The organism is Calothrix sp. UHCC 0171 (assembly GCF_034931845.1).
GTDB lineage: Bacteria > Cyanobacteriota > Cyanobacteriia > Cyanobacteriales > Nostocaceae > Brunnivagina.
This window is the reverse complement of record NZ_JAYGHN010000001.1, coordinates 332,543-351,886: the sequence shown is the minus strand read 5'-3', so window position 1 is coordinate 351,886 and position 19,344 is coordinate 332,543. Positions and strand designations below refer to the sequence as shown.

Genomic DNA, 19,344 nt, shown 5'->3' with positions numbered 1-19,344 from the left:
TTAATTACCTACTATTAAGACTGATGCGGAGAAGTTTTAATCGTCAGTGATGAGACAGAGATAACATCATCTGAAATTACAAATTATTTATTTCTCAAGTCAAAATTAACTAATTTGCTACAGCAGTTGTATCTGCTATATGTGTAATTGTACTTACTTGAGCAACCTGGGCATCCGGAAATCTTCTTGGTCTTCCAGGCTTACGTTTGTGTCTTTGATTGATCGACTTTTCACTTGCCTCTGCCAACTCCTCTGGAGTGCATTTAAACAGCTTGATGGCATCTAAATATTTTTTGGGAGTCATTGTTGGTTCAGTTCTTCCAGCTTCCCAATTGCGGACACTAGTCTCGCTGATTGCAAGTCTGAATGCAACCTCCGCACGGCTCAATCCAGCTCTTTCTCTCAGAACTTGCATATCCATAACTCAATGCTCCCCTTACTAAAAATAGAATAACCTGATAGAATCTGCTAATTTGCAATTAGAAATTTAGCTGCGTGAATCCGCTTGCTAAATTAACTTGATAAATTAGTTTAGTAAATTAGCCACGTGAATTTACTACCCTATTCGGGCAGTATCATTCTAAGGATATTTGCAGCCAAACAACTACTTAGACCCGATTCCGAAAAATTCGGGCAGTGGAAACTTAGCTAAATCTGCTTAAAAATGGACACTAGTTGACTAAAAGTAGGCAACTGCATAATTTACTCCCACTATCTTATTTTATAAGCTATTACACTGCCATCTGCAAAGTCAGTCAGGTAAACTCTTACTCACGGAATATATTTTATTTGTAAAGGTGTGAGTGCTGAGAACTGAGGCATAAGTAATTGGAGTCAGATAACTCATGTATCCAAATTTTTGACTCAGCAATCAGCACTATTAACTCAGAACTGTGATTTGATCTACTATTTAATCCACCTTGCTGCATCCTTAGCATGGTATGTCAAGATCAAATCTGTACCTGCACGTTTGAAACTGGTTAATGTTTCCAAAACAACCCGTTGTTCATCTATCCAGCCGTTGAGTGCAGCTGCTTTGACCATTGAGTATTCGCCGGAAACGTTATATGCTGCCACAGGTAAATTACTTGCTTGTTTTACACGCCAAATAATATCCATGTAAGACAATGCTGGTTTGACCATTAACATGTCAGCCCCTTCAGCAATATCTAATTCGATTTCTTTGATTGCTTCCCGCGCATTACCTGGGTCCATTTGGTAGGTTCTTCTATCTCCAAACTGGGGTGACGATTCTGCGGCATCACGAAATGGTCCATAATATGCAGATGCATATTTGGCTGCATAAGACATGATGGGAATATCCTCAAATCCTGCTTCATCTAAGCCACTGCGAATGGCGGCGACAAAACCATCCATCATTCCCGATGGTGCAATAATGTCTGCACCTGCTTTCGCTTGGGAGACTGCGGTTTTTTTGAGTAATTCCAGCGTCGGGTCATTTAACACTCTGCCTGTCAAATCGCCTACTTGCAAATAACCGCAATGTCCGTGACTAGTGTATTCACACAAACAGGTATCATTGATAACAATTAAATCCGGTACAGCTTCTTTAACCGCAGTTGTGGCTTTTTGGACAATACCGCAATCGTGCCATGCACCTGTGGCATCAACATCTTTATCTGCGGGAATACCAAATAAAATAATTCCGGGAATTCCTAAGTCGTAAACTTCCTTAGCTTCTTCGACTATTTTGTCAACAGAAAGCTGGAAAACGCCAGGCATTGATTTGACTTCTTTTGCTATTCCTTCACCTGGTACAGCAAATAGTGGATAAATTAAATCACTCGTGTTTAAAACAGTTTCACTAACCATTCGGCGTAGTTGAGAATGGGTTCGCAAACGGCGAGGGCGATGTGTAGGAAACATAAATTTTTATAAACTCAGAAACGGTAATGGACAATAGAATCCAGAAGTCAGAATAGTTGATGCAGCTTGGGTTTTGTAATTTAATTCTGAATTCTTATAACTAATGGACAAAAAACAAAGCGTCACAAATACGGATTGATTGCACTGCAAAGTCAGCCAGACTACAAGCAGCGCTTAACTGTCCTCTGCCCTGCTGCGTAATGCCGTGGGGCAATTTTGTATTTTACAGTTATCAAGGGTTTAGGAAATCCCCATACCTCTAAAAGATTGTTAAGTATTCTCGCAAGTTTTGTTTTTGCAAGTTTTATTTTCTCAAAAATTGCCGCAAATACAGCAAAAATTGCCGCAAAGAATAATTAAGAAAATGAGTGGCAAGGAGTGTCTTCAGGAAGGCGATCGCAAAATTTAGACAAAGTTATACTGGAAATATTTGCCAATCTTTACTCTTTCAGACCCTTGTGCATGTAATTATCGATACGAACAAATTACAAGGTCAAAGTAGAATGATTGGTGCGAATAACTACAGAGCATGTCTGTAGACAAAGTCCATGAGTTAAATTAAGCGGAAAATGAAGGGGTAGCGGAAAGGTTTGTGGGTGTCACTCAAAACGTAAAATAAGGCGCAAATTGTCAGACCCCAATGCAACATATAACCTAAGCCCGCTAGGGGAACGAGTGTACCAAAAGACTGCCAAATCAACAGACTAACCACTAATCCATAAATCCAGACGTTAATGTGAAAATTGATCGATTCTTTGGCATTTTGTTTGACAACTGGGTCATTGGTGAAAAAAGTGATGACAATGGGTATGACAATAGAAAAGAATGTGGTGCTGAGAAAAATTGCGCCGTGACACAGTGCTGATAGTAGTTTTCGCTTATCCGTGTCGTAGTACATTATTTGCTCCCTTTTCAACTATATTTTTGTTTGGTTTTACTGGTATGGCTTCTCCATCAGGATTATCAGAATTTTCTTTGATGTACTCCAATCTCTGCTCACTCACGATTAATCAATCATTCAGAACAAAAAGCAATTGACATCGACATCATAGTTGATGAATCTTAATAATCCTGATTAGATTGCTATATAAAGACCCTATCATGACCGTTGATGCCTTAAGATAAAAACTCTTGACTAAATTGAAAACAGTTAAATTAACTTCAGTAACAAATAAAAAATACATTGATGTCAAATATGTCAACTGAACTTCAGATAGAAATTGCCAAAGCAGTTGAAAATCGTCGTAATTTTGCGATTATTTCTCACCCTGACGCGGGAAAAACCACACTTACAGAAAAGCTATTATTGTACGGGGGCGCAATTCATGAAGCGGGCGCAGTGAAAGCACGTAGGGCACAACGCAAAGCAACTTCCGACTGGATGGCAATGGAGCAACAACGGGGTATTTCGATTACCTCGACGGTATTACAGTTTGAATATCGCGATCGCCAAATCAATCTTCTGGATACGCCGGGACACCAAGATTTTAGTGAAGATACCTACAGAACCCTGGCGGCTGCGGATAATGCAGTGATGTTGATTGACGCGGCTAAAGGTTTGGAACCACAAACACGCAAACTGTTTGAAGTTTGTAAAATGCGGGGGATTCCGATTTTTACCTTTGTTAACAAACTCGATCGCCCCGGACGAGAACCGCTAGAATTGCTGGACGAAATTGAGCAAGAATTGGGTTTACAAACCTACGCAGTTAATTATCCCATTGGCATGGGCGATCGCTTTAAAGGAGTATACGATCGCCACCAAAAACAAATTCACCTGTTTGAACGTACTGCCCATGGTAGTCGCGAAGCTCAAGATACGGTTATCGATTTAGGTGATAGTCGGATTGAGGAATTATTAGAGCCAGAACTTTATTATCAATTTAAGAGTGATTTGGAACTGATAGAAGGAGTTGGACCCGAACTAGATTTAGAACTAGTACATGCCGGGAAAATGACACCTGTCTTTTTTGGTAGTGCCATGACCAACTTTGGGGTTGAGTTATTCCTGCGCTATTTCTTAGAATATGCCTTGAAACCCAGTTCCCATTCGAGTAATCTCGGCGAAGTTGAGCCGACTTATCCGGAGTTTTCTGGATTTGTTTTCAAATTGCAAGCCAACATGGACCCCAAACACCGGGATAGGGTAGCATTTGTGCGCGTTTGTACGGGACGGTTTGAAAAAGATATGACCGTTAACCATGCTCGCACAGGTAAAGCCGTGCGCTTATCACGACCACAAAAATTATTTGCCCAAGAACGGGAGTCGATTGATGAAGCTTATGCTGGCGATGTTATTGGTTTGAATAACCCCGGCGTATTTGCGATCGGCGATACAATTTACACGGGACAAAAATTAGAATATGAAGGTATCCCTTATTTTTCGCCGGAATTATTCGCAACCCTCAGAAATCCTAACCCTTCTAAATTTAAGCAATTTCAAAAAGGCGTTTCCGAACTACGGGAAGAAGGCGCAGTCCAAATAATGTATTCCACAGACGAAGGCAAGCGTGACCCAATTTTAGCAGCCGTCGGTCAATTGCAATTTGAAGTAGTACAATTTCGGTTGCAAAACGAGTATGGGGTGGAAACAATATTAGATATGTTGCCCTATAGTGTGGCACGTTGGGTAGATGGTGGTTGGGAAGCACTCGAAAAAATCGGGCGCATGTTTAACACTACCACCGTCAAAGATAGCATGGGGCGACCCGTGTTATTGTTCCGCAATGAGTGGAACTGTAACCAATTATTACAAGACCAACCTGATTTAAAATTGAGTGCGATCGCACCGGTATTTTCGACACAGTCACGTGTAGAAGAGGAATAAGGGCAAAGAAAGGGAACATGGGAACGCGGAGACGCGGGGACATGCAGGTGCAAGGACAGAAAAATATTCTTGGCATCTCTCCCTCTCCAAGTCTCTTGTTTCTCTTACTACTCCCTTAATTGCCACTAAAATACTATGTCATCAGATGTACAACCTTCTTTGGATGCTGGGCTTGCAGCACTCAAACAAGGAGACTACCGAAAAGCTAAAACTATTCTTGAATCTGTCGCCACGACGGAAGAGAACTCGCAAGCAGCAGTACAAGCTCAAATTGGTTTAGTTGTGGCTTACGCACGTACTGGTGATATTCAGGCTGCAATGAGTCTGTCAGAGATTCTCGCCCAAAGTCATAATTTACAGGTTCAACAATGGGCAGAACGCTCTCTGGCAGAATTGCTCAAACGCAATCGACGCAATATTGCCTCACGAAACCAAGAACCCGATGCAACGGGTTTTGTTGTTTTTGATGATCACGTTGTGGAAGATATTTCCCAGTCTCTTCAGCAACCACTGAGTCAATCGGAACACGACAACACTGGTAATAATACCGTAGTTACCGCAGAAGTTGTGAATACCTCCTCCACTTCTTTATCTTCTGCCTCTGTAAATGATACTCACGACCCCAGCAAAGTCATCAGATTCACAGTTCCAGCCAAACCGCTAACTATTCATTGGCGGCAAGCAGGACGTGCAAAAAATTGGCAATCTCCACAAAAGCTAAATCTCATCCCCTTGCGCTTGCTCAGTTTAGGGAGCTTCGTCGCCCTGTTTTGGCTATTACGAGAATTATTGGTGTTCACCATATCAACAATCAATAATATCTTGGTTTGGTTGCCGTTTTTAGAGCCATTACAATTTTTATATGCCAATCCGACAAACTTCCTCTTAGTGCTGATTCTGACTTTGACGGCACTTTCCCCCTGGTTACTCGATCAAATACTTACCGAGTTCTATGGGATGCGACACCTACCCAAAGATGCCCTCGATTTACATAGTCAAGAAGGAGTACGACATCTACGCAGATTTTGCTCCTCACGTGGATTGCAAATGCCTAAACTGGGAGTTTTACCAATTACTGCACCACTGATTCTCACCTATGGGCATATTCCCCGCACTACCCGCATAGTCGTCAGCCAAGGACTTTTGCAACAGTTGGCAGAAGATGAAATCGCCGCAATTTATGTAGGACAATTAGCACATGTCGCTCATGGGGATGGGGCAATGATGTCACTAGTCCTATTGGTGACAATCCCAATTTATAAGTTGTATCAACAAATATCCCAGTGGGGAAATCGCACTCAAGGGCAATTTTTCAACTTTGTTTACATTACCGTTTCCAGTCTTGTTTACGGAATTTGGAGTCTGTGTACGGGAACTGCGATTTGGCTATCACAGATACGTTTGTATTATGCCGATCGCTTTGCTTGCGATTTTACTGGCAACCCTAACGGTTTAACCCGTGCTTTGCTGAAAATTTCTGTAGGTATTGCTACTGATATTCAAAAACAAGAACAAACTAGTTGGCAGTTAGAAAGTTTAAATATTGCCTCACCAGTTGGTTTTCAACAAAGCACAACCTTGGGTAGTCTAGCCCCCCATATCTCTTTTGATTCCCTGTTAATGTGGGATTATCTCAATCCTTACCGCTACTGGCTCACCATTAATAATACCCACCCCTTAATGGGCGATCGCATTCAACGTCTACTCAAAATTGCTCGGAATTGGCGCATCGAACCAGAATTTGATATTGAATCCCAACCACCTCTTCGCACCAGTAAACAATCCTTCTACATGCAAATTGCACCCTTTTTGGGTATTCCCTGCGGTCTGATATTTGCCTCTGTATTCGCACTGGGCTGGCAAATTCTCTATGCTCTCAAAATTCTCAACCTGAAATGGATTTACGACGATTGGAATTTTGTCGTCGGCTACATCTTAATCTGTTACAGCATTTGTCTTTTAATTAGGATTAACCCCTTCTTCCCCGAACTGAAAAATAGTGCCAATTTGCAAACCGAAGAACATTTGGCTAATGCCCTAGACAACCCTGCGGCAATTCCCATTGACGCAAACGGTGTATGTCTATCTGGTAAATTAATTGGTCGTCGCGGCATTGGCAATAGCTTGGGACAAGATTTAATCCTGCAAACTAACATTGCCCTGATCAAACTACATCACATCACCTGGCTAGGACAACCTCTAAACCCCCAAGACTTCATTGGCAGACAAGTAAACATCACAGGCTGGCTGCGACGAGGTGCAACACCCTGGCTTGATATCCAATCCCTAAAAACACAAAATGGCAAAATAATCAATAGCCCTCATCCAGTTTGGTCTACTATTGTTGCTGTTGCAGCATTCGCCTGGGGCGTGGCAATTTTGCTCAAAGGAAAGTAGAACCGGAGTCAAAATATGGGAAATAGGATCGGGAAAATCAAAACAATGAACTTTTTTGTAAATAAATATTGCAAATGTCGTAGAAAACTGTTACATTTATTAACAATAACAGATGCAATCGACGTAACAAGGCATCTCAGCTTGGTTATTCGTTTGGATTTTCCTCTTTTAACCTCCCAACACAGCAAAGAATAAACCAGCCAATGGCTGGTTTTTGTTTCTGGGGAAATTCTGGAAAATATGTATTCCATGTTACGATATGATAATGTCTATTAACGGAAATGTAGCCATTGAGCTAGCTACGTAAAAAATACCGTGATAATCTAGAAAATGGTGTTTAATTTGCTGGATCAAGCATTGGTTCAACTATTGCCGCAGTCTATAGATAAGCAAAAGGTAGTAAAATTTAAAATTCTTACAATTGAGAAGTTATTGAGATTAAATGCACTTTCGTATTTATATAAGCTTCATTCTGCATAAAGGCTGTATTGTATAGGATGACAGTTTGGAGTTCTCAGTTGGTTTTGGATGATGTTAGTCGATAGCATCTATCAGTTACCAGGGTCCAGATAAATGTTTTTGTCGAGTTTTTTAGTCACCCTTCAGTGGAGGTATTGTTCATGTCCATTCGCCTATATATAGGCAATTTGCCAAAAGAAGAAATTGACCGTCAAGAATTACAAGCCGTATTTGCAGCCGAGGGAGAGGCGGTTACGACTAAGCTGATTAAAGACCGTAAGACTGGTAAATGTCGTGGTTTTGGTTTTTTAACAGTTAACAACGACGAACAAGCCGACCAAATTATTGAAAAATATAACGGTCAAATGTTCAAAGACTCTGCCATTAAGCTCGAAAAAGCTTTACCTCGGACAAAAGGTGAAGAGGGAGAAGAACAACAACAACAACAACCAGCAAAAGTTGCCAACCAAGGTGGTGGAAACACAAGCCCAAGCGCAAGCAAAGAAGGGAAGAGAAACTCGAAAAAATCCCGTCGTGGTGGTGCGAAAGAAACAACTGTATCATCTGGTGATTCCGATACTATTCGTCCCGATCCTCGTTGGGCAAACGAGTTGGAAAAGCTCAAACAAATGCTGGCAGCACAAAGCACCAATTAGTGGCGATTTATATGCCCGGTTAAAAATTAAAAATCAATACAACTTGATTTTTAATTTTTAATTACTTAAAACGTAATTTTGAGATAACGATCGCGATCGCATTAGATTCGGTAAAATTTCTATAGTTTTTGTCGGTAATGATTGCCTGCAAATTTCATCCAAAACTATAGGGGCTGAGGTGGCTATCAAAATCAATAGGAATTAAAAGCTCGAATGCTTACTTTCGTGTAAATATAAATCAAATTTAATTGACTCAATAATTTCTTAATAATTTCGACAACGAAAATAATATCCCCGAATTCTTACCATAAATCGGGGACATCAATTATCAACATTAATTATTAACATTAACAACGGGAATTTTAGCCTAGTAAGCCCCATTTTTATTGATAACCACCAAAACAGTTTTACAAATTAAGATCAAATCGTAAATAGGCGACCATTTGCGTTGGTAATCAACATCCATTTTGACTATTTGTTCAAAATCTGTAATCGTAGAACGACCATTTGCTTGCCATTCTCCAGTGATTCCGGGTTTAACTTGCAAGCGTTCCCAATGGTGGGGCTGGTAGTTAATGACCTCATCTAGAGTTGGGGGGCGGGTTCCAACTAAACTCATTTCTCCCCGCAATACATTCCAAAACTGGGGTAATTCATCTAAACTTGTACGGCGCAGGAATTTACCGATGGGTGTAATGCGTGGGTCATTAGCACATTTAAATATGTTACCTTTGGCTTCGTTTTTGACTAAATGTTTGAGTTTGTCTGCATTTACAACCATCGAACGAAACTTCCAAATACGGAAAGTTTTTCCATTCAAACCACAGCGAATTTGGCTATAAAATAGCGGTCCTTGGTCATGAAATAAATTTAAAGTTAATACAATTAATGCAACAAAACTAGTAATTACAAGTCCAACAATAGCTCCGATGATATCAATTACCCGCTTAATTGTACTTGTAACAGAAGGATGGAATGACTGTTGCGAGTAAGGTGTTAAATGGGGATAGTTTAGAATTAGCGGTTTACGCGCAGACGAGCCATCTGCATTCGATATATAAGCAGACACTGTTATATTTCGGTTTTTACATATTATTTTTGTTTCTTCGATCAACTATACTCAAGTATTTTTACTAGTCAAAACATTAGATCAAAATTTTATCCAATCTTTTAATTAATATGCTTGAATTTAAAATTTTGGTATTTTGTTCTGGTGTTTTCAGAAGTTGGCATATGGGAAAATCGCAAAAATGTGATGTAGAAGGACAGATGGGGAGTTGTTTCCCCCCTTCCGACTATTATTCCCTCACCCCGACTGCAAAATTCACAGTATATGGTTCTTCTAAGGATTGTTGGGTACTGCTTTTAACTGCATCAAGGTAACGACGAAGCTCTTGAATCTGTTGGTGATGGGAACGATAAGAGAGGCTACCTTGTTTTTCAAACAGTGGAGTAGAGGCGATCGCTTTATAATCTGGGTTATCTACGGAAGATTGCTGGAGCCATAGGGAATCAATGCTGTTGGGTACTAATCCCCCTGGAAGTTCACCTTCTAAAAAGGCTAATAAACGTTGCTGACAACTGCGGGTATTAATTCCCCGCTCCTCAAATAACTGTAACACTTCGCTAAAGGATAGGGCTTGTTCTGGCAGCACTTTCAATAATTCGGTGAACAAGAAATAATCGGTATATTGCTGTCTGGGTATTTCCAAAACCTGTGGATGTAAGGGCAGCAAACACAAACCATAAGCAACACGACTGCACGCAGGTACGCCATTATCCCCTAAATATAAGTCTTGGATAATTCTGGCATTAGGGAGTTTTTGCCGTAACCAGCGACTCACTGCACCTAATGAGGCGACTCCACCTGTAAGGATGGCTTGGTTAATCGCTTCGGTAGGTATGCCCCGTGCCACTAGTAGGCGATTGAGTTCGCGGTTCAGACGACGAACAAAGGGGACAAAAACTTGACTTTCTAAGTCACGTCGCTGTAACGTCCAGCTTTGATCTGCCAATCGCAGCGAGAACGATTCTTGTTGCTGCAAGATTAATTTCATGGCGGTGGCAGCATCCAACAATGCTTGCCCTAGGAGGGAACTTTCCAGTCTTTGTTGCAGGCGAATGCGTTCGTTAGTGTCGGGTTCTCCAGGGCGAGGGAGGGTTAATTCTTCCCATCCTAAACTGGATAGTTGCATCTTCTCCAATCCTGGTATCGATGATTGCCAATGCACAGGATTGCTGCTGACAGTTTCTTTGTCTCCCTCTTTGCTGGCATGGGCTTGTCGCCATTTCGGAGGTAGTAGTAATTGACAAACAATGTCTTGTTCGATACTTTTTCCTCCGTAGGCGAAGCTATGTAGCATAAAATCGCTGTGGGTGAGTTCGATGAGGTTATCGGGAATATCAACGAGTGCCATTTCGGTAGAACTCGCGCCGATATTCATGATCAAGGTGTTGCCAAGTAGGGGATGATCACTGCTTTTAGCTGGACGCGAACCAGTGCGGCTTTTGAGTTTGACTTCTTCGCCATTACAACCATCAAGTTCAGAAAGTAAAGTCGCGATCGCTTCTTCAACAAAAAATACTTGTTGGGGATGGGTAATGATTTTGCTAATAAGTAAGGCTTCGCGGATATTAAAGCGGTATTGCTCAGACCAGTTGGAGGGGCAGGAGCAAATTACCCCAGCCAGATTGTCAATCACATTGCTAAAGTCTTGGGGATTTAAGCCCATGGCGATTGCAGTTAAGCCCAAGGTGGTGCTGTTGCGATCGGATTTGAGGGTAAGTAGCAATTTTGACAGCGATCGCACCATCCAAACTAAGGGGACTGTGGCAACTTCATTTAATTGCAGCACCGGTTCCCATTTGAATGTCGGTTGTGTGGGTTGTTCTGGGGAGGTTTCTGGACTATTATCTGGTGCTTCCTGAAGGCTGCGATAGGCTAAGGCAACTTGTAGATAGGGCTTTAATTCGGCTGAAAATAAATTTTGGGGGTTGGGGGGTGAGGCGGTTGAGGTTGTGTCGTGGCGATCTTTATCCCCAATGGGGATTCCAACGCTTGCTGGTAAATAGACTTCGGCTGGTAATCTAAAGGAACGTTTGACCCCATTTGCACTATTGTCGCTGTCGGCTGACCAGTAGAGGGGGTATACTTCGGCTGTTGAGCGATTTAATAAAGCCGCAGAAATTCCAGTTGTCCCTAAATCAATTCCCAAGTACCAGGCTGAGTTTTGGGCATTTATTGGTGGTTCCGGATTGTCTGTGGAATCCGAAATGATAGTTAAATTATTTGTATCAGTTGGCGAATGATTGGCAGTAATTTCGGTATTCTGGCTTTCCTCAACTTTAACCTCAGTTTCTTCCTCCAAAGTTGGCTGTTCTGTGACTAGTGCTTCTGTGGAAGTCAAATCTAAATCCGCATTTACCACACTGGCTTCTTGGGGGATATGAATCTCAGGTTCACTAGGAGTTGGAGAAATGATATCAGGTTGTACTTCTTCTACTTCCTCGGTAGGAGTAGAGGCAAAAATATGATGTTCGCTATCAAAATTTGCTAAATCCTGATCTAATTGCTGCAATTGCCCTTCATCAAGGGAAATATCTGGCATTGCTGCGTCAATTTCTGCCATTGCCTTTGAGAGCAAAATTTCCTGTGGCGATGCTGTAATGTAGTTTGCAGTTAGATTTTCGCTGGTTGTGGGGTTTTCGGTTGCTGATTGTGGTTCATTTTTACTAATACTGGTACTAGTATCTGTTAATAACTGTGTATCGATAGCAGCATTGTCTTCATCCGCAAAGATTAAATCAGTTAATGCAGTAATTATGTCATTAGCTACTGGTTCTTCTAGATTGCGGGCTGTATTCGCAATGGCTTCGGTGTTAACAAATGCTTGCCAGACATCGGGAGTTTGTTCGGAAACTGTCGAATCGAGATTTTGGCTTTGCAAGTCTTGTAGTTCTGATAATCCTGCATCTGTACCATCAAACCAAGGATCCGTAATAAAACCTGTTACTACATCCTTTTTTTCAATACTGTCAAGATTTTCCGTACTAGCAGATTCAATGTTTACAGATGGCGTAACGGTATCTAGTTCTGGTGTTGCTGGTAAAATTTCCGTGATGTTTGGGCTGGGGGAGATACTTTCCGAGGGAGTAGTTATTGCTGCTGTGATTTCTTGAGTATTAACAATCTCACTACTAGAAATGACATCCCTAATCGTTTCTTGAGGCGTGACATCTGAGAAATCTAAGATGATTGTTTCATCGTTAGTATTTTCCTGATCAGTTAATAATATTTCTTGCTGAGGGACACTATCAACTTGATCAACTTCCTGATTATCTGCCTGCTTATTGGTGTCGATACTTAAATCTAAATTTAAATCTAAATTTATTTGTTCCAGGTTGCTGTTATCTAGTTCTGGAGTAATTACTTCTGGAGACGTGGAGCTAAATATTGTCTCAGAGGCATCTGAAACTATATTCGGTGTCGATAAATCTTGGGTGACAGCAATGGGATTGCGAGTTAGTTGATTAGGCGCTATTGGCTGACTGAGATTGTTGACATCATCCCGAACAAACAAACTAGCATAGAGGCGATCGACTTCGTCAGTTCGATCTTGAGATACTTGATCTTGAGGTACTTGATCTAATCCTTGTTGGGAAAAAACATCTGCCTGTTGTTGGCTCGTCTGTGGCGATTCTAAGGATTGTTGAGGTGTTGTGTCTTGGCTCAGTTCCAACAGTAAAGCATCTAAATCTGGCATTGCATTACTATCGTCAAGCAGCCCAGGTTCAACATCTGGTAACTCAGTAATATTTGGAGTCGGTAATTTGCCAGTTTTCGATGCAGACGGGGAAACTTTACCTAGGCGAGAAGTGGTACGATCCAGTTTTGTGATTCCTGAAGGTAATTCCTGAGTCTTTTTGAACCCAGAATTAGTTGCTGTTGTCGGTAAAGAATGCAACTGCTGCACTAAATCATCAATAAATTTGTTCAGTAATTTTTCGCCTTGGCTTCCCTTATCATGCATCCTCATTAAGGCATCAGATAAAGAATTATGGTAGGTATGAACATTGCGCTGGAGAGCTTCAAAAACAATATTGACAGTACCATCCAGGGCAATTAACTTTTGATCTAATTCGCTGGCTAACTGGGACAAACGTTCAACCTGTTCCTCTGATTCTGCGGGTATTGCACCCAAAGACACAGGACTAGTAGATTTGAGGACAGATACCAAATTGGCAGCTTGTGCGGGGTTTTCGCCAACACGATTTGCTAGCACCTGCAAAAATTCTGCGATCGCTTTTTCTTGAGTTGCCATTTGCTGCACCAAAGAATAATTATGCAGCCGTTGTTGTTCTAGTTGGCGAATTTCCTCAACTAAATTTTTACGCTCCTCCAAAAGCGATTGTAATTCCGCTTGTAGGGGTTCAATGAATGCCGATATTTCTCGACTGTGGTTATTTAACTGCGACGAAGTTTGTAGCGAAGAGTGTTGAGTTAAAGAACCTCCAAAGGAATCATCTTCTCCCATAAAATAGCCCACAGAAGCACCTTCAACCGCAGACTGGTTCTGCTGTGGTAACGACTCCTCGTCGCTACCGATATATCTGGCTATCAACGGCGTTAACTGTGCCGCATTACCAGCCTGTGGCTTATTTTCTTCCAAATTGACCAAGAAACTACGAATTCGTTCTAATACCTGCTTTGGCTCTTGTCCTTGGTTGGAAAGAACTCTCGATAAACGCTTACCCTTATTGGCGAGTAAGTTATCAATCTCTGCAATCAGCGTTTGAATTTCAGTTGCGCGGGAAGTCACTTTGATTTACCTAAGCTAGAACTCTAAGAAGGCGTGGTGTGGGATAATGTCAGTCTGCGATTAGGGATTAGGGACTAGAGATTTAAGGCATTTTCTCAAGATTAAAGATATAAATTATAAACTGGCTCGGCGAAGAACGCCATTTAATCGGCAAAGGGATAAGGATAAAAATATGCTGCTCAAAATAAAATCAGGATTGAGATTTTCCAAATTTTAATCTTTATTTCTTCACCTGAGTCGGCGACTCGCCGTAGATGCTAGCGCATTTGCTGCAAAGCCACACAGTATTAAACGATAACCTAACTCCTGAATTGCGATCGCCAAAAATCGTAAAGTTAGCAAAAATCACTACCCTTGAGTATCATTAATGTTGTTAAGCAATATCGTTTAGTAAACATATTTGCAATACTTTCGACTCATCAATCAGAACACATGAGTCTAAAAGTTCCTAGAAGCCAAACTTTTATGTTGCTTATACCCGTAGATCAAGATTGTTAAGAAAAAACGCGAACATCACCGTGCCATGTAACATAAGTTTAGCTTTATTTTATAAAGTAGTTGTGCTTTTATAGCTTAGGCTGGTACATGGAGTTTCGTTCGTTGAGTCGAACCTTGCGGGTAGACGCAGAGCGGTAAAACAGTTCTAGAGTTAGATATTCTGACATCAATAACTGTCGCATCCGTAAGGCTTCTAAAAGTAGGCATTGCCTGCACAGCTTTAGTAAAAATGTTGTAATGGAAGACAGATACAGCTTGCTTACCCCTGCGAACCCATCTATTGTTACATCGGCTCCCTTTTTTCAAGGGTTGCCTGAAGCTGTTATTGAATCGGCGCTCACAAATCTTGTAACCCGCGCTCATCCAGCTAATCAAGTCATCTTACTCGAAAATGACTGGGGTGGCTCAGTATATTTTATTATTGAAGGCTGGGTAAAAATTCGTACTTATAATCTTGAAGGTAAGGAAGTTACACTAAATATTCTGGGCAAGGGCGAGTTATTTGGCGAAATGGCAGCGCTTGATGAAGTGCCACGCTCTACGGATGTAATTACATTAGCATCTACTGTTATTGGTAGTATGCCCTCACAAGACTTTGTCAAGCTCCTGCAAACTGAACCAATGGCGGGAGTTAGATTAGCTCAGTTAATGGCAAGAAGGCTACGACAAATCAACCGAAGATTAAGATTGCGCGAATCTGATAGTCAATCACGAGTAGCAGATGCTTTATTGTTTTTGGCGGAGGGACAAGGAATTAAAGGCGAAACGGGTATGGATATTCCCAATTTGCCACACCGAGAATTGAGTAGTTTGAGCGGATTGGCAAGGGAAACTGTAACCAGGGTACTAACTAGGTTAGAAAAAAAAGGGTTAATCAAACGTGACCAAGACACAATTTGTATCCCAGATTTGTCAGCATTAGAGGGCATGATAGTTTAGGAAGATGTACGGTGTATGGGGACGCGGTGTGTGGGGACGCGGCGGGGATGCTGGGATGAGGGGATGCGGCGGGGACGCGGGGACGCGGGGACAAAGATAGAAAATCCATCTCCCCATCTCCCCGTCTCCCCATCTCCTCGTCTCCCCATCTCCCCATCTCCCCATCTCCCCATCTCCCCTGTAATCTTTTCCCTAATCTGAAACGATGTCATCCGAAAACGAATTGTCTGAAAAACGAGAAAATTTTGCTTCGCCCCAGGTGAAAGTGGATACTCCGTTGCGAATGGTAGAAACAGCGTTTCTGGCAAGTACAGGAAGTTTAATTTGGTTTATTAACTTTTATTTTCCTGTGCTTTCGCCGGTGTTACGGATGTTTTTTCCCATACCCATTGCTTTAATTTATTTGCGTTGGGGTAATCGTGCGGCTTGGATGGCTTCTGTAGTCTCTGGTTTACTATTATTGGTACTCATGGGACCGATTCGTAGTTTGTTATTTGTCATGCCCTTTGGATTAATGGGGGTATTGTTAGGTGCCGCTTGGAATCGTCGCGTCCCTTGGATTGTGTCAATTAGTTTAGGTGCTTTGCTGGGAACTATTGGTGTATTTTTCCGGGTGTGGTTTTTGTCGATATTAACTGGCGAAGACCTGTGGATTTATGTAATTAATCAAGTGACTGATTTAATTGATTGGTTATTTCTGAAAGTAGGACTCTTGGCAACCCCTAGCGTATTATTTATTCAAATTGGCGCGATCGCCTTTGTAATTTTTAATAATTTTTTATATTTATTCTTAGTTCACCTCGCTGCATGGTTATTACTCGATAGACTTGGCAACCCCATTCCCCGTCCTCCCCAATGGGTACAAGTTTTGATGGATTATGAATAATCGGCAGGTGTCAGGAGTTAGGAGTGCTAAGTTAAAAGTCTAGTATCACGTAGCTTGCTTCTTTCCAGAAGAAAGTATTACGAATTGTCCAATGTCTAATTCCCAAATTCATATCTATACTCAAATTCCTCAAGGTGAAGCATGGTTGTCCAAGTATGGCACTGCCTTACCTGTATTTACTTGCGTACTGGGCTTTACGGAGACTGCTTTGATACCAGAAATATCGGCTGCTGGTTTGACACCCGATGACCGCAAATATACAGCTTGTGCGGATGCTGAATTTCTCTATTACGGAGCGAAGAAAACCCCTCGGTATTCATTGCCACCTTTGACAGATGGTGCTTCACCTGTATTGATTTCACGGGCGATCGTTGAAGAACTAAAATTACCCCTGTATATTTTTAATGCTGGATTGCCACAACCGCCAAATTTACCTGCCATTGATTTGGGGGGTATACCCGCTTTCTGCTTGAGTACAGGTAAAGCAATGAAATTGGAGATTGTTCGACATTTGTTTGAGCAAGGGCTGATTTGGGGGGAAAAGCTGGCGCAGGCATCAAATTATGAATACCAATATCAATCTCAAGAACAATTTCAAAATCAATCTCCAGATAAATACCTGGTTTTGAGCGAATGCGTAGTCGGTGGTACTACAACAGCCTTAGCAATTTTGACAGGTTTAGGTCTTGATGCCGCAGGTAAAGTAAATAGCAGCCATCCCACATGTAATCACGCCCAAAAGTGGCAAATTGTCCAGCAAGGATTGGAGAAATTAGGAAAAAGGGACACAGGGGAAGATGGAATACCTTCCTGGCTTCCTCTCGAACTTGTCGCTGCTGTTGGTGATCCCATGCAAGTGGTTGTGGCGGGAATGGCGATCGCAGCTAGTCGTATTTGCGGTGTGATGCTGGCTGGCGGCACGCAAATGTTGGCTGTGTATGCGCTAGCACGTGCTTTAGCCCAAACCTACAATCTGGAATGGCAACCAAGACAAATCGTTGTGGGCACAACTCGTTGGGTTGCAGAAGATGCAACTGGCGCGACTGTGGAATTAGCACAATTAATTGGTGATATTCCTTTGATTGCTACTCAACTCAATTTTCACAATTCCCGCTACCCACAACTTCGTGCTTATGAACAAGGCTTTGTCAAAGAAGGTGTTGGTGCTGGCGCGGCTTGTATTGCGGCGCATCTCCGAGATAATTGGCAGCAAGAGCAACTTTTAAAGGCGATCGAACTACAAATTAGTCGTTTAGAATCACTCACAAAAAATTAACGGAGGGACAAATTTTTACGGAAAACTGTACCCTCCATCTTGATGAGATTTTCAATTCGATTAATCACCGTTTTACGGGCAAAATCAAGGTTAAATTACTAAGAACTAATCCGTTTGAGCAAAAGTTGTTCTTCTAATGCAGCAATACGGTTATAGGCTGCTGTTAGCTGTGCTGTTAAGCGTTGGATTTGTACCTCTGCCGTTAAATGCTTGTCCCCCCCTTGAATACTAGTATCCAGGTAAATTCCATCAACCAGGACATCTTTATGTTCAAACTCCGCATTGAAATTAATATTATGTCCTTTTAACTGGTAGCTACCAGTTTCACCACTATCAAGCAAACTCTCTCTTTTATTCCCATTATCTGCATGGGTTGTTGACAGCACTTGAGATACTTTATGCTCTAGTTGTTGAATCACCTGGTAGAGGGCATCGACTTTGGTACTCAAAGTCAAGACCTGTTGTTCTAATAGCTCCATCTAATACCCTCATCGGCAAGATTTTTCTCTATAGTATGCAACTATAAGCTCATGTTAAACATACTTATGAATTATTTAATTATTAATACTTTCCTTTGGGATGGGACATGTAAATCATTAATCAGAAATATCTCGAAATATGTAATAAAGCTAAAGATTTTGCATTTATTGAGAAAGATTAATTACTATATCCAACTTCAAGGAAAAGCAAAGCTTTGGTTATTTGGTCACATTTAACTGAAGATTATAGTTATCTGAGTGTAAAATACCCGACATCGGTATATATTTAAGCCAGATCGGATTGATAATTGCATCGAGGTAAAAACTAATGCGATCGCACAGGCACGTCATAGTCTACAGTGAAAGATGCATTTAATGTTGTTTTAACCTAGACGAAAGCGCTGTGCGGAAGAAAGTTATTGCTGGCAACTGGAAAATGTTTAAGACTCAGGCTGAGTCTGAGGGTTTCTTGAAAGGATTTTTGCCTGCTTTAGAAGAAACTCCCTCCGGACGCGAAGTTATTTTATGCGTCCCGTTTACTGATTTAAACGTATTATCAAGAAATTTACATGGTAGTCGCGTCCAATTAGGGGCGCAGAACGTCCATTGGGAGGAAAGTGGAGCTTATACAGGTGAAATCTCTGCGGAGATGCTGACGGAAATTGGTGTGCGCTATGTCATCATTGGGCACAGTGAACGCCGACAGTATTTCGGGGAAACCGATGCAACGGTGAATTTACGCCTCAAAGCTGCACAAAAACATGGTTTAACGCCGATTTTGTGTGTCGGGGAAACCAAGCAACAACGGGATACTGGAGAAACCGAAGCCTTAATTTCAATGCAGCTAGACAAAGATTTAGTCGGTATCGATCAGAATCATCTCATTATTGCTTATGAACCGATTTGGGCGATCGGTACTGGTGACACCTGTGAAACCAAAGAAGCCAACCGTGTGATTGGGTTAATACGATCGCAACTCAAAAATCCGGATGTACCAATTCAATATGGTGGCTCGGTGAAACCAAATAACATCGATGAAATCATGGCACAACCTGAAATTGATGGTGCCTTGGTGGGAGGGGCAAGTCTGGAAGCTGACAGTTTTGCCCGAATTGTTAATTACCAAAATTAGGAGTGGGAAAGGGGGATAAGGGGAAATATGTCTCTGTAGCTCCCCTCTCCATCGCTTTGACAATATTCAATCACCAATTCCCCAATTTT

General features: G+C 41.6%; 15 protein-coding genes. 7 read left to right on the top strand and 8 right to left on the bottom strand.

Annotated features, from left to right (window positions below):
* Window positions 1-109: 109 nt before the first annotated feature.
* From VB733_RS01380 to VB733_RS01370, 3 genes are all read right to left on the bottom strand, one after another.
* Window positions 110-421, bottom strand: a complete 312-nt coding sequence (locus tag VB733_RS01380) for a helix-turn-helix domain-containing protein (protein WP_096610584.1) — start codon at window positions 419-421, stop codon at window positions 110-112.
* Between the two features lie 485 nt (window positions 422-906).
* Window positions 907-1,887 (bottom strand): porphobilinogen synthase, encoded by a 981-nt coding sequence (gene hemB, locus VB733_RS01375; protein ID WP_323338318.1) that lies wholly within the window; start codon window positions 1,885-1,887, stop codon window positions 907-909.
* A gap of 553 nt (window positions 1,888-2,440) precedes the next feature.
* Window positions 2,441-2,785 carry a DUF4870 domain-containing protein gene (locus VB733_RS01370; RefSeq protein ID WP_323338317.1) on the bottom strand — a complete coding sequence of 115 codons (345 nt, stop codon included), beginning with the start codon at window positions 2,783-2,785 and terminating at the stop codon, window positions 2,441-2,443.
* Between the two features lie 297 nt (window positions 2,786-3,082).
* Here VB733_RS01370 and prfC point away from each other — a divergent pair, with 297 nt between their 5' ends.
* From prfC to VB733_RS01355, 3 genes are all read left to right on the top strand, one after another.
* On the top strand, window positions 3,083-4,714 hold the full coding sequence (gene prfC, locus VB733_RS01365; RefSeq protein ID WP_323338316.1) for a peptide chain release factor 3: 1,632 nt from the start codon (window positions 3,083-3,085) through the stop codon (window positions 4,712-4,714).
* Between the two features lie 135 nt (window positions 4,715-4,849).
* Complete coding sequence (locus VB733_RS01360) at window positions 4,850-7,111, top strand: zinc metalloprotease HtpX (RefSeq protein ID WP_323338315.1); 2,262 nt, start codon at window positions 4,850-4,852, stop codon at window positions 7,109-7,111.
* Window positions 7,112-7,731: 620 nt separating this feature from the next.
* Complete coding sequence (locus tag VB733_RS01355; protein ID WP_096610574.1) at window positions 7,732-8,226, top strand: RNA recognition motif domain-containing protein; 495 nt, start codon at window positions 7,732-7,734, stop codon at window positions 8,224-8,226.
* A 367-nt stretch (window positions 8,227-8,593) separates the two neighbouring features.
* On the opposite strand, the gene VB733_RS01350 is transcribed toward VB733_RS01355, so the two are convergent.
* The 3 genes from VB733_RS01350 to VB733_RS01340 all read right to left on the bottom strand — a co-directional run bounded on the left by VB733_RS01350 (window position 8,594) and on the right by VB733_RS01340 (window position 14,750).
* Window positions 8,594-9,244 (bottom strand): sugar transferase, encoded by a 651-nt coding sequence (locus VB733_RS01350; RefSeq protein WP_323338442.1) that lies wholly within the window; start codon window positions 9,242-9,244, stop codon window positions 8,594-8,596.
* Between the two features lie 280 nt (window positions 9,245-9,524).
* Window positions 9,525-14,045: a hypothetical protein gene (locus tag VB733_RS01345; RefSeq protein ID WP_323338314.1), complete on the bottom strand. Its 4,521-nt coding sequence runs from the start codon at window positions 14,043-14,045 to the stop codon at window positions 9,525-9,527.
* Between the two features lie 573 nt (window positions 14,046-14,618).
* Window positions 14,619-14,750 carry a hypothetical protein gene (locus VB733_RS01340; RefSeq protein WP_323338313.1) on the bottom strand — a complete coding sequence of 44 codons (132 nt, stop codon included), beginning with the start codon at window positions 14,748-14,750 and terminating at the stop codon, window positions 14,619-14,621.
* A gap of 30 nt (window positions 14,751-14,780) precedes the next feature.
* Here VB733_RS01340 and VB733_RS01335 point away from each other — a divergent pair, with 30 nt between their 5' ends.
* The gene (locus VB733_RS01335; protein WP_096610568.1) at window positions 14,781-15,482 is read left to right on the top strand and encodes a Crp/Fnr family transcriptional regulator; all 702 of its coding nucleotides are present in this window, start codon (window positions 14,781-14,783) and stop codon (window positions 15,480-15,482) included.
* Here VB733_RS01335 and VB733_RS01330 read toward each other — a convergent pair.
* Entirely contained in the window at window positions 15,479-15,694 is a 216-nt protein-coding gene (locus tag VB733_RS01330) for a hypothetical protein (protein ID WP_323338312.1), read from the bottom strand. The two genes, VB733_RS01335 and VB733_RS01330, sit on opposite strands and share 4 nt — an antisense overlap.
* Here VB733_RS01330 and VB733_RS01325 point away from each other — a divergent pair.
* Window positions 15,688-16,368, top strand: a complete 681-nt coding sequence (locus tag VB733_RS01325; protein WP_323338311.1) for a DUF2232 domain-containing protein — start codon at window positions 15,688-15,690, stop codon at window positions 16,366-16,368. The genes VB733_RS01330 and VB733_RS01325 overlap by 7 nt on opposite strands.
* 91 nt (window positions 16,369-16,459) lie before the next feature.
* Window positions 16,460-17,644, top strand: a complete 1,185-nt coding sequence (gene cobT / locus VB733_RS01320) for a nicotinate mononucleotide-dependent phosphoribosyltransferase CobT (RefSeq protein ID WP_323338310.1) — start codon at window positions 16,460-16,462, stop codon at window positions 17,642-17,644.
* Window positions 17,645-17,742: 98 nt separating this feature from the next.
* On the opposite strand, the gene VB733_RS01315 is transcribed toward cobT, so the two are convergent.
* Complete coding sequence (locus VB733_RS01315) at window positions 17,743-18,123, bottom strand: hypothetical protein (protein WP_323338309.1); 381 nt, start codon at window positions 18,121-18,123, stop codon at window positions 17,743-17,745.
* A gap of 403 nt (window positions 18,124-18,526) precedes the next feature.
* On the opposite strand from VB733_RS01315, the gene tpiA reads away from it, so the two are divergent.
* Window positions 18,527-19,255, top strand: coding sequence for a triose-phosphate isomerase (tpiA, locus tag VB733_RS01310; protein ID WP_323338308.1), 729 nt, complete (start codon window positions 18,527-18,529; stop codon window positions 19,253-19,255).
* The last annotated feature ends 89 nt before the right edge of the window (window positions 19,256-19,344 follow it).

Coding starts and splice junctions, on each gene's coding strand:
- VB733_RS01355 (WP_096610574.1), top strand. CDS start 7,732: ATGTCCATTCGCCTATATATAGGCAATTTGCCAAAAGAAGAAATTGAC.
- VB733_RS01325 (WP_323338311.1), top strand. CDS start 15,688: ATGTCATCCGAAAACGAATTGTCTGAAAAACGAGAAAATTTTGCTTCG.
- VB733_RS01380 (WP_096610584.1), bottom strand. CDS start 421: ATGGATATGCAAGTTCTGAGAGAAAGAGCTGGATTGAGCCGTGCGGAG.
- VB733_RS01330 (WP_323338312.1), bottom strand. CDS start 15,694: ATGACATCGTTTCAGATTAGGGAAAAGATTACAGGGGAGATGGGGAGA.
- VB733_RS01360 (WP_323338315.1), top strand. CDS start 4,850: ATGTCATCAGATGTACAACCTTCTTTGGATGCTGGGCTTGCAGCACTC.
- VB733_RS01340 (WP_323338313.1), bottom strand. CDS start 14,750: ATGCCTACTTTTAGAAGCCTTACGGATGCGACAGTTATTGATGTCAGA.
- VB733_RS01370 (WP_323338317.1), bottom strand. CDS start 2,785: ATGTACTACGACACGGATAAGCGAAAACTACTATCAGCACTGTGTCAC.
- VB733_RS01315 (WP_323338309.1), bottom strand. CDS start 18,123: ATGGAGCTATTAGAACAACAGGTCTTGACTTTGAGTACCAAAGTCGAT.
- cobT (WP_323338310.1), top strand. CDS start 16,460: ATGTCTAATTCCCAAATTCATATCTATACTCAAATTCCTCAAGGTGAA.
- hemB (WP_323338318.1), bottom strand. CDS start 1,887: ATGTTTCCTACACATCGCCCTCGCCGTTTGCGAACCCATTCTCAACTA.
- prfC (WP_323338316.1), top strand. CDS start 3,083: ATGTCAACTGAACTTCAGATAGAAATTGCCAAAGCAGTTGAAAATCGT.
- VB733_RS01335 (WP_096610568.1), top strand. CDS start 14,781: ATGGAAGACAGATACAGCTTGCTTACCCCTGCGAACCCATCTATTGTT.